Annotated in this window: 8 protein-coding genes; 4 read left to right on the plus strand and 4 right to left on the minus strand. The window is 67.0% G+C overall.

What is annotated here, in order from left to right; genetic code table 11:
- Together LC608_RS35085 and LC608_RS35090 are read left to right on the plus strand one after the other, a co-directional pair.
- On the plus strand, nt 1–658 hold a 658-nt coding region (locus LC608_RS35085), incomplete at its 5' end, for an SDR family oxidoreductase (RefSeq protein ID WP_229557919.1).
- Nucleotides 659–754: 96 nt separating this feature from the next.
- Nucleotides 755–2,701: an EAL domain-containing protein gene (locus tag LC608_RS35090; protein WP_229557920.1), complete on the plus strand. Its 1,947-nt coding sequence runs from the start codon at nt 755–757 to the stop codon at nt 2,699–2,701.
- Nucleotides 2,702–2,711: 10 nt separating this feature from the next.
- Here the strand turns inward: LC608_RS35090 and LC608_RS35095 are convergent, their stop codons facing one another.
- On the minus strand, nt 2,712–3,323 hold the full coding sequence (locus tag LC608_RS35095; RefSeq protein ID WP_229557921.1) for a TetR/AcrR family transcriptional regulator: 612 nt from the start codon (nt 3,321–3,323) through the stop codon (nt 2,712–2,714).
- A 105-nt stretch (nt 3,324–3,428) separates the two neighbouring features.
- Here LC608_RS35095 and LC608_RS35100 point away from each other — a divergent pair, with 105 nt between their 5' ends.
- Nucleotides 3,429–4,505 (plus strand): MBL fold metallo-hydrolase, encoded by a 1,077-nt coding sequence (locus LC608_RS35100; protein ID WP_229557922.1) that lies wholly within the window; start codon nt 3,429–3,431, stop codon nt 4,503–4,505.
- Nucleotides 4,506–4,542: 37 nt separating this feature from the next.
- On the opposite strand, the gene LC608_RS35105 is transcribed toward LC608_RS35100, so the two are convergent.
- Nucleotides 4,543–5,043, minus strand: coding sequence for an AlpA family transcriptional regulator (locus tag LC608_RS35105; RefSeq protein ID WP_229557923.1), 501 nt, complete (start codon nt 5,041–5,043; stop codon nt 4,543–4,545).
- Between the two features lie 517 nt (nt 5,044–5,560).
- Between LC608_RS35105 and LC608_RS35110 the strand changes: the two genes are divergently transcribed.
- The gene (locus LC608_RS35110) at nt 5,561–8,680 is read left to right on the plus strand and encodes a discoidin domain-containing protein (protein ID WP_229557924.1); all 3,120 of its coding nucleotides are present in this window, start codon (nt 5,561–5,563) and stop codon (nt 8,678–8,680) included.
- A 59-nt stretch (nt 8,681–8,739) separates the two neighbouring features.
- Here the strand turns inward: LC608_RS35110 and LC608_RS35115 are convergent, their stop codons facing one another.
- Nucleotides 8,740–9,717 carry an ABC transporter substrate-binding protein gene (locus LC608_RS35115; protein WP_229557925.1) on the minus strand — a complete coding sequence of 326 codons (978 nt, stop codon included), beginning with the start codon at nt 9,715–9,717 and terminating at the stop codon, nt 8,740–8,742.
- 15 nt (nt 9,718–9,732) lie between these two features.
- Nucleotides 9,733–10,419, minus strand: a 687-nt coding sequence (locus LC608_RS35120; RefSeq protein ID WP_229557926.1) for an amino acid ABC transporter ATP-binding protein, incomplete at its 5' end; no start/stop codon positions are given.

The raw sequence follows: 10,419 nt of genomic DNA on the forward strand, positions 1-10,419 counted from the left end.
GTGCTGCCCCGGCGATACGGTTATCGGCGTTTCCCGCAGCCGCCCGCGCGACCTGCAATGCCCGGATGGAATCACCCTGCAATGGATCGAGGCCGACCTGGCCCAGCCCTCCACTGCCGCCGACCACATTGCCGCGCAGGCACCGGCCGATCTGGACGTGCTGATCCACAACCTGGGCATCTGGGAAGAGAAGGCTTTCAGCGAAGAGTACGCCTTCCTCGATGAAAGCGATGCGGCGCTCACGCAGCTGGTCGACGTCAACATCACCGCCACGCTGGTGCTGCTGCAGCGCCTGTTGCCGCGCGTACTGAACGCGCCGCGACCGCAGCTGGTGCTGACCGGCTCGACCTCGGCATTGCCGCGCAGCGGCCGTCCGGAAGTAGCGTTCGGCGCCTCGAAATTCGCACTCAATGGCATCGCCGACGCATTGCGCGAAGGCTTCCGTGATCGACGCCTGGCGGTGACCAGCCTGCAGCTGGGTTATCTCAATACCGACGATGCGCTGTCGGTACCGGTGGCCGACGCGGCGGCACGTGGCCAAGGTGAACTGGTGCCGGTGCACGACGTGGTGGCCATGGTGCGTGCACTGCTGCAGCTGTCGCCGTCCGGCTTCGTACGCGAACTGGTGCTGCCGGCCATCGCCGACCCTCGCTACTGACCATGACAGCCAGCGCCGTGCGGCCTCAGTGGCCGCGCGCGCGGCCGTGGTTTACCCTGCTCCTCACTGGCCGTCGGTCACAGGCGGGAACCTGCTATGGATGCGCTTTCACGGGTTGCGGCCCAGGTCCTGGACAGCGCCCTGCCCAGCCTGCCGCTGTACCTGCTGCAGGCCACCGCGGTGATCGGCATGATCGGCGTGCTGCTGATCGCCACCCGCCGTGCCGGCCATGCCATCGAAGGCCGCCGGCTGTACGTGGGCGTGGCGCTGGGCCTGATCTACCTGTTCAATTCCTGGTTCGTGGCCCGCTATACCCAGGGGGTGGTCAAGCTCCACCTCGGCTTCGATATCCTGTTGATCAGTGGTCTGCTCGGCGGCTGGCGCGGCGGCCTGGCCTGTCTCGCCGGCAGCCTGATGGCGCGCTACCAGTTTTCGGGTACGCAGTTCTTCCTGCCTGCCAGCCTCGAGTCCACCCTGCAGATGCTGGCCGGCATCTGGCTGCGTCGTCGCCTGCACCCGCGCATGCTCGGCGAACTCTCGCTGCGCATCCTCCTGCAGGCGTGGGGGGTGCGCATCGTGGTCACCGCCCTCGGCCTGGCGCTGGGCGTGGCGATCATCGGCGCCGCCCACCTGCCGGTGGAAGAACTGGCAATCCAGCGTTTGCTGGCGTTGCCGCTTTCGCTGCTGATGCTCGGCGCGGTGTTCGCGCTGGTCTACAACGACGCGCAGATCGATGCGCAGCGTCAGCGCGAACAGGCCTGGCTGCGCGTCGATCCGATCAGTGGGCTGCCGAACATGCGTGCACTGGGCGAACGCCTGCAGCAGGTCTGGCGCGACAACGACGGCGTCGGCAAGGCCTGCCTGATCGTGGCCGAGATGGGCAACCTGCGCGACCTGCGCCTTCGCTATGGGCCCTTGCAGGACAACGGGCTGTGGCGACGCGACAGCAGCGACGACGTGCGTCGGCTGCTGCCGCCGCTACCCGCAGAGCGGGTGGAGATCTACCAGTTTGGCGACGCCGCGCTGGCGATCCTGATCCATGGCCTGTCGCTGCCCGAACTGCGCGTGCAGCCGCAGATTGCCGAACTGGCCTCCAACCTGGCCGACCGGGTTGCGCAGGACTGGCCGGGCTTCCGGCCGCTGTTCCGTTGCGCGGTGGTGGAACTGAAGCCTCCAGGTGATGCCGACGATGGCCATCTGCCGTTCCGCGCGATCACCCTGGCACTGAGTGCGATCGAATCAGGCGTGGTGTTTTTCGATGATCCGATCCAGCGCGACAGCGAGATCGACGCCCTGATCGAGAGCGCGCTCGATCATTGGCTGCAGCAGGGTGACGCCCCGCTGTGCTACCAGCCCAAGCATCGCCTGCATGATCGGCAGCTGGTGGGTGCCGAGGCGCTGCTGCGCATGCGCGATGGTGAAGGGCGCGCCATCGCACCGATGCGGGTAATCGCGCTGGTGCGTCGGCACGGCCGGCTGGCGGACCTGGAGTGGGCCACGCTGCGTTCGGCGGTGCGTTTCCTGCAGCACAGCCAGCAGGACGTCGCCGCGCTGACCATCGCCGTCAACGTCTCGGCCGAATCACTGCGCCTGCCCGACTTCGGCCTGCGCCTGCAGGAGCTGCTGCAGCTGCATGCCGTGGCCGGTGCGAGGCTGCGCCTGGAGATCGTCGAGTGGACGGAGATCGTCGAGCGCGACGTCGTCGACGCCAACATCGCCCAGTTGCTCGCTGCCGGCGTGACGTTGTCGCTGGATGATTTCGGTGCCGGCTACTCCACGCTCATCCTGCTTTCGCAGCTGGCCATCGCCGAGGTCAAGATCGAGCAGTCGCTGATCGCCACACTGGCCGATGCGAAATCGCAGTCCATTGTCCGCTTCATCGTCGAGGTTGCTCATCGCTGCGGCGCGATCGTGGTGGCCGAGGGCACCGAAACACTGGCGCAGGAACAGCAGCTGCGTGCGTTGGGGGTGGATGTCGGACAGGGCTACCTGTACTCGGCGGCGCTGCCGGCCGCCGAGTTCCGCCAGCTTGCGGCACGCTAGCCGGCAGGGTTCAGATCGCGTAGAAGCCCAGGAACATCGCCACCGCCGACTCGGCCACGCGCGTGCGTTCGGCCGCACTCAACGGCGCCTGCCCCATCGTCACCTGCGGCCAGAACGCAAAGCTCTTCACCAGCCCGTGCAGCTGGTGGCCGGCAAACTCCGGATCGACCGCGCGCAGCCGGCCATCGGCCATCGCGGCGCGGATCCAGGCACTCTCGCCGCTCTCCTTCTCGCCCATGCGGCAGACGATGGCCTGCGCGCGCTCGGGGGAATGGATGATCTCGGCCATTGCCACCCGCGCCAGGTCGATGAAGTTGGCGTCGCTGAGCAGCTCCAGCTTCTGGCCCAGCAGTTGCAGCAACTGCGCCTCCAATGGCTGGTCGGCGCGGTACGGCAGTGTGTCGCTGGCAACGCTGCGCTCCCACAACTCCTCCAGGATCATCGAGAACAGCGCTTCCTTGCTCGGGAAGTGGTTGTAGACGGTGCGCTTGGACACCCCCGCCACTTCGGCAATGCGATCCATGCTGGTGGCCTCGTAGCCCGCTGCACGGAACTCCTCGACCGCCGCGCGCACGATGGCCTCGCGTTTGCGGTCGGTCAGGCGTTGCGGGGCACGGGGCATGGCAGAGCACCAGGAATCTGAACGGATGCCCACATTTTACACCCGGCAGTGTACTTTTGAAAAACAGGAAACTACACTGTGCAGTGTACTCAGCGGACGTCACCCATGAAGCGCCTGCTCCTTGTCCTCCTGCTTGGAATCCTTGCCGTGACCGCCTACACCTTCTGCAAGTCCTGGTCCCTCCCCGACTTCCCGGCCTCGCCGCAGTACCGCGACGGCAAGTTCCGCAATGCCCTGCCGAAGCCGGCGATGGGCCTGCGCGACGGCCTGGAGATCTGGTGGACGTTCCTGTTCAACAAGCCCAAGGGCACCGTGCCCGCCCACCCCATCCCGGTGCAGCCTCTGGACCGCGCCACGCTGGATGCCGCGCCCGACCGTAGCCTGTTCCGCATCGGCCATTCCACGATCCTGCTGAAGCTGCGCGGCCAGTACTGGCTGACCGACCCGGTGTTCTCCGAGCGCGCCTCGCCGGTGCAGTGGATGGGCCCGGCGCGCTTCCATGCCCCGCCGATCAGCATCGATGAATTGCCGCCGATCGCCGGCGTGATTCTCTCGCACAACCATTACGACCACCTCGACCACGCGGCAGTGATGCAGCTGGATCGCAAGACCGCGCGCTTCATCGCCCCGCTTGGCGTGGGTGACCAGTTGATCGCCTGGGGCATCGACGCGGGCAAGGTGGAACAGCTGGACTGGTGGCAATCGACCGAGGCCAACGGCCTGCGCCTGACCGCCACGCCAGGCCAGCACTTCTCCGGCCGCGGGCTGGGCGACAGTGACCGCAGCCTGTGGGCGTCGTGGGTGATCCAGGACGGTGACTTCCGCATCTTCTTCAGCGGAGACACCGGCTACTTCGACGGCTTCAAGGCCATCGGCGAGAAGTACGGCCCGTTCGACCTGACCATGATCGAAACCGGTGCCTACGACCCGCGTTGGGCCTTCGTGCACATGCAGCCCGAACAGACCCTGCAGGCGCATCTGGACCTGCGCGGCAAGTGGCTGCTGCCGATCCACAACGGCACCTTCGATCTGGCCCTGCACGAATGGCAGCAGCCGTTTGAGCGCATCACCGCGCTGGCCGCCGCCAGCAACGTGCCGGTAGCGACGCCGATGATGGGCGAGGTCCTGGACATGCAGGCGCCGCAGGCCGGCACACGCTGGTGGGAAAAGGTGCAGCTGTAACGCAGCCCGCTGCGGGGGGTGCCGGTCCTGCCCGGCACTATGCCTTGGGCTGCAGCCTGCGCCCTTCGCGGGCCAGATTCAGCTGCAATGCAACGGCGGCCAGCTCGGCCAGTTCCGAGCTGACCTTGCCGCTGCCACGCGCCTGCAACCAGCCGAGGATGTCGGCCAGGTGCCAGATTGACGTACTGCCTTCGTGCACCGGCGATGGAAACGACTGCGGGTGGGCCAGCATCAGCTGGCGCATGTTCTGCCGCGACATCCCCAGCAGGTCGGCCACATCGGTCAACCCCACCAGATCGGGGCTTACTTCAACCAGTTCGGCGCCCGGCACCGCCTGCTGCACGTCCTCCAGCGCCGACTGCAGCGCTTGATCGGCACGCGACGCCTCACGGCAGAACGCCAGCGCCATCCTGCCCGGACGCCCGATGCCCAACAGCGCATCGTCGCAGCCCGATGCCGCCAGGCGCTGCTCCAGGATATCGGTATCGTCGTACACGTCCGGCACGCGGTACTTCAGGGTGAAATTGAATTCCGTCATTGCCCACCTCGTTTCGGCTTCGACCGCTACTTATTGCTCGCGGCTGCAGTTCTCGACAACGCGACGCAGCGCCCGGGCGTGATTACGTCCACTACGTGGCGTGCTCCAGATGCTCACAACGCAGAACTCCCCGCACCGGCATTCGCTGTCGTTGTAGGGGCAGTACATCCGGCCCCAGGCATGGCTCCCGCCGACGCGCAATCTCCAGCCCCGCGTTTCGGCAAAACGCAACGCGGCTTCTATGTCCTTGTCAGGGTGACGCACTCGAGACATCCGCTGTTCTCCGAAGTCTGTACCTGTTCGGGTACATTGTCAAATGACAACCAGCCCGAGCTCCGTGGCGTGCGTCGAACCTAGCCGATCGTGCCAACGCGTCCAGAGCCATACCCGTCAGCCGGCCGGCCCGGTTCGTGCCCGCAACGGCATCGACGTTACTGCAGTGCGTCATGTAAACGATTACATCCCTTGCTAGCGTAGCGCTCGCCAGATTCCGGCCGAACCTGCGAGGCTGTCCGTAATGACGTTGCGCGCTGAACGTTCCAGGCTCACTCCCCTCTCCCCTCCGATGCGGCCTGCTGCGGCCCTGCTGCTCACCGCCCTGGCCGTCACCGCGCACGCACAGACCCTTCCCCCGCGCAGCCAGTGGCAGGCCAGCAGTTCCTCGCAGCAGGTGCCGGCCATGGCGATCAGCCGCCTGATCGACGGCGATGCGAAAACCGTCACCGGCGGCGCCTTCAGTCCCGGCCACTGGTTCCAGATCGATCTGGGCGCACCGGCAGAGCTGGCCGGCGCCCGCCTCACCTGGGACGTCTCCAATCCGGAAGGCTATTCGCTGCAGACCTCGCTGGACGGAACGCAGTGGCAGACCGCCTACACCATGGCTGATTCGCTGGGCGATGTGGAAACGCTGTACTTCGCACCGCGCCAGGCGCGCTACCTGCGGCTGGCCAGCCCGCAGCGCACCTCCGACTGGGGGGTATCGATCTTCGAAATGGAGCCGTTGGACAGCGCGCTCAGCGCACGCGTGAAGGGTCTCGATGCAGCGCAGGCGGCCTCGCTCTGGCAAGGCGGGAGCGCTGTCGCGATTCCGCACGCAGAAGGGGGTGCCCATACGCTTGAGCTCACCCTGCCCCGGGCCCAGCCGACCGCCGGCCTGGTAGTGGACTGGGCCAATGGCGCGCGTGGCGCGGCCCGCCTGCAGGCGCAGGATGCACAGGGCCGATGGCACGCGCTCGCGCATGATGCGCAGGCGGCCACTCATCGACAGAGCTGGCTCGCCGCCGATACCGCGCAGCCGCTGCGTGCGTTTCGTCTGAGTGTGGACGGCAGCGCCCCACAGATCGCGCGCCTGCGCCTGCTCGGGCCGAAGGCGGTGATGACGCCGATGAAGCAGTACCAGATTGCCGCCAGCGGTGCGCAACGCGCGTTGTTCCCGGCCTCGCTGCAGATGCAGCAGACCTACTGGACCGCTGTTGGTGTGCATGCCGGGCGACAAAAATCGATCTTCGACGAGTACGGCAACCTGGAAGCGTTCAAGGGCGCGCCGCTGGTGCAGCCGATCTGGCGCAGCGCCAATGGGGGCACTGCAGGTGCCGCCGGGCAGAACGTGCAGCATGCATTGCGTGATGGCTGGAAGCCGATGCCCTCCGCCACCTGGTCGCCGCAGCCCGGGCTGGAACTGCGCAGCGAAGTGTTCGCCATCGAACGTGATGGCCAGCCGGTGACCTTCCTGCGCCACCGCCTGCACAACACCGGCAGCACCAGGATCGAAGGCACGCTCAGCCTTGTCGTGCGCCCGATGCAGATGAATCCACCGTGGCAGAACGGCGGGCTGTCGCCGATCCGCGAGGTGGTCATCAACGGACAGGCTGTGCGCATCAACGGTCGCACGCTGCTGCAGTCACTCACGCCGGTGGCTGCGTCCGGCGCGGCGCCGTTCGGCCAGGACGGTGCAAAGGAAATCACCGCCGGCATTGCCGCCGGACAACTGCCTTCCGCACAGCAGGCGCGCGACGACCAGGGTCTTGCAGCAGCGGCGCTGGACTATCCCATCTCGCTGGCGCCAGGTGCCAGCCAATCGGTCGTGGTCGCCTTCCCGCTGGGCACCGCCGCGGCAGACACCGACGGCAGCTTGCCCGAAGCGCCACCGCTCGATCTGGCCTCGCTGCCAGACGACGCCAGCAGCGCCTTCGACACACTGGCCACGCAGGCCTCGGCGGACTGGCAGGCACGACTCGGCCAGGTTGGCCTGCGCCTGCCCGATCCCTCACTGGTGGACATGCTGCGCGCACAGGCCGCCTACATGCTGATCAACCAGACCGGCCCAGCCATGCAGCCCGGCCCGCGCAACTACAACCGTTCCTTCATCCGCGACGGCATGGCCACCTCGGCGGTGCTGCTGCGCATGGGTGAGGCGAAGGTCGCGCGCGACTACCTGGCCTGGTACAGCGAGCACGGCGTGCACGCCAACGGCCTGGTCTCACCCATCCTCAACGACGATGGCAGCGTCAACACCGGCTTCGGTTCGGACATCGAGTACGACAGCCAGGGCCAGTACGTCGCACTGGTGGCCGATGTGGCGCGCCTCGATGGCGGGCCCGAATCGGTACGCGCGTATCTGCCGAAGGTGAAAGCGGCCCTGCGCTTCCTGCAGGAACTGCGCGAGCGCACGCTGGTGAAAGGTTACAAGGCCGACCAGCCAGCACCGGAACGCTTCGCCGGCATTCTCGCGCCGTCGATAAGCCACGAAGGCTACCCCTCGCCCACCCACAGCTACTGGGATGACTACTGGGGCCTGAAGGGCTGGCACGACGGCGCGTGGCTGGCCGAGTCACTGGGCGACCACGAGACTGCGGCGTGGGCGCGCCAACAGTACAAGGCGTTGTACGACGCGCTGCATGCATCGATCCGGGCGACGATGGCGTGGAAGGGCATCGACTTCATCCCCTCCTCTGCCGATCTGGGCGATGGTGACCCCACCGGAGTATCGATCGCGCTGGACCCGACCGGGGCGCAGAGCGTGCTGCCTGCCGAGGCGTTGAAGACCACCTTCGCCCGTTACCTGGACGATGTGCGCAAGCGCGGCCAGCCTGGCGCGTTGTACGCGTACACACCGTACGAAATCCGCAACGTGCTGAGCTATGTGCACCTCGGTCAACCACAGGTGGCCGACGAGCTGCTGCAGGGCCTGCTGCATGATCGGCGCCCGCTTGAGTGGCAGGTGCTGGCCGAAGTGGTGCATTCGCGGCTGCGGTTCCCGCGCTATCTCGGCGACATGCCGCACACCTGGATCGGCGCCGAGTACGGCCGCACGCTGTTCGGCATGCTGATGCGTGAAGACGATGATGCGCTGTCGCTGCTGCCGGGTACGCCGCCGTCGTGGGTGGCGGAGGATGGGTTGGCAGTGGAACGCTTGCCCACTGCGTATGGCACGTTGCAGATGCAGGCGCGGCAGCGCGACGGCGTGTTGACGGTGGCGCTTGGCGAGGGGCTGCGCAACGGGACAGCGGTGAAGGTCTGGTGGCCGGCGCGCACGATGCCGAAGACGGTGCGTGTGGATGGACGTAGCGTTTCCAACTTCGATGCCGAGGGTGTGCGCCTGGCAAAGCCATTCAAGAAGCTGGAGGCACGTTGGTAGAGCAGCCGAGCATGGCTCGGCTCTACAGAAGCGGAGGTAGCGCCAGGCCACGCCCGGCGTCATTGCAGCGTCGGCAACCCCGGTGGGTTGGTCTGCGACTGCGGCACGGCTTCCTCTGCCACGTTCCAGCGCGCCAACGCCTGCGCATAGGTGCCACTGCCAATTTGCGTGTTCAGTGCCTGCGTGACTGCATCAGCCAGGCCACTGCCCTTGCGTGTGGTCACCGAGATCGCCGCGGCATTCGGCCAGCCACCCGGGAACAGGCCCACGCGCCGTACCTTGCCGTCGCGCGCCGAATAGGCGCCGGTGGCATTGGGCTCGAATGAAACATCGGCACGCCCGGTGATCACCGCCAACCGACCAACCACCGCGTCATCGAAGTACTGGTACTCCACCGGCTTCAGGCCGGCGGCGATGTTCTGCTGGTCCCACTGGCGCAGGATCTGGTCCTGGTTGGTGCTGGCACCGACCACCACCTTCAGCCCGGCCACATCGGCGGGCTTTTCGATCTTCTGGATCGGCCCATCGCTGCGCGTGTAGATGCCCAGCAGGTCGTAACGGTAACTGGAGAAATCGAACTTCTTCTTGCGTTCTTCAGTGACCGTCACGTTCGACAGCACCGCATCGTACTTGCCCGATTCCAGCCCCAGTGGCCAGTCGGCCCAGGCCACCGGCACGATCACCAGCTTCAGGCCCAGGCCATCGGCGATCAGGCGGGCGATATCCGGCTCGATGCCGACCACCTCCCTGCTGTCGGCACCATAGTCGGCCAGCGGCAGCTGCCCCGGGTGGGTGGCGACGGTGAGCGCGCCTGGCGTGACGAAGCGGTAGCCCGCAGGAATCAAGGCCTGCGCCTTGGGATCGAGCGTGCCTTTCAGCACGGCGGTGTTGGCGCCGGCCAGGCTGGTCGCGGCCACGGCTGCAGGCTCCGGGGCCTGGCGCACGCGCGAATAGACAATACCGGCGGTGCCGATAACCAGCACGCCCACGATCAACAGGGTGCTGCGCCAGGGGCGACGGGGGGCTGCAGGGCTCATGGCATTCCTTGAGGGTTACAGAGTCTTGGCCAGGAAGTCGGCGGTACGTTGCTGGCGCGGTCGCTCGAACACGGCGTCGGGCGTGCCCTGCTCGATCACCCGGCCCTGGTCCATCATCACCACGTGGTCGGCCACGCGGCGGGCAAAGCCCAGTTCATGGGTGACGATCACCAGCGTGGTGCCGGAGCGGGCCAGCTCTTCAATCACGCTGAGCACTTCGGCCACCAGTTCCGGGTCCAGCGCCGAGGTGGGTTCGTCAAACAGCAGCACCTTCGGCTGCAGCGCCAGCGCACGGGCGATCGCGATGCGCTGTTGCTGGCCGCCGGACAACTGGCGCGGGAATGCATCGGCCTTGTCGGCTAGGCCGACACGTTCCAGCAGCGTGCGTGCCTGCTGCTCGGCCTGCGCGCGTGGCACGCCACGCACCGCGATCGGCGCCTCGATGATGTTCTCCAGCGCGGTCAGGTGCGGGAACAGGTTGAAGCCCTGGAACACCATGCCCACCTCGGCACGACGGCGGCGGATCTCGCGCTCGGGGCGTTCGTACAGGGTGTCACCGTCGCGGCGGTAGCCGATCAGCTGGCCGCCCACGGTCACGTACCCGCTGTCGGCACGTTCCAGGTGGTTGATCAGCCGCAGCAGCGTGGACTTCCCTGCACCCGAGGGGCCGATCAGCACGGTCACGCTGCCGGCGCGCAGGTC

It is taken from the genome of Nostoc sp. XA010 (assembly GCF_020829625.1).
Lineage (GTDB): Bacteria > Cyanobacteriota > Cyanobacteriia > Cyanobacteriales > Nostocaceae > Nostoc.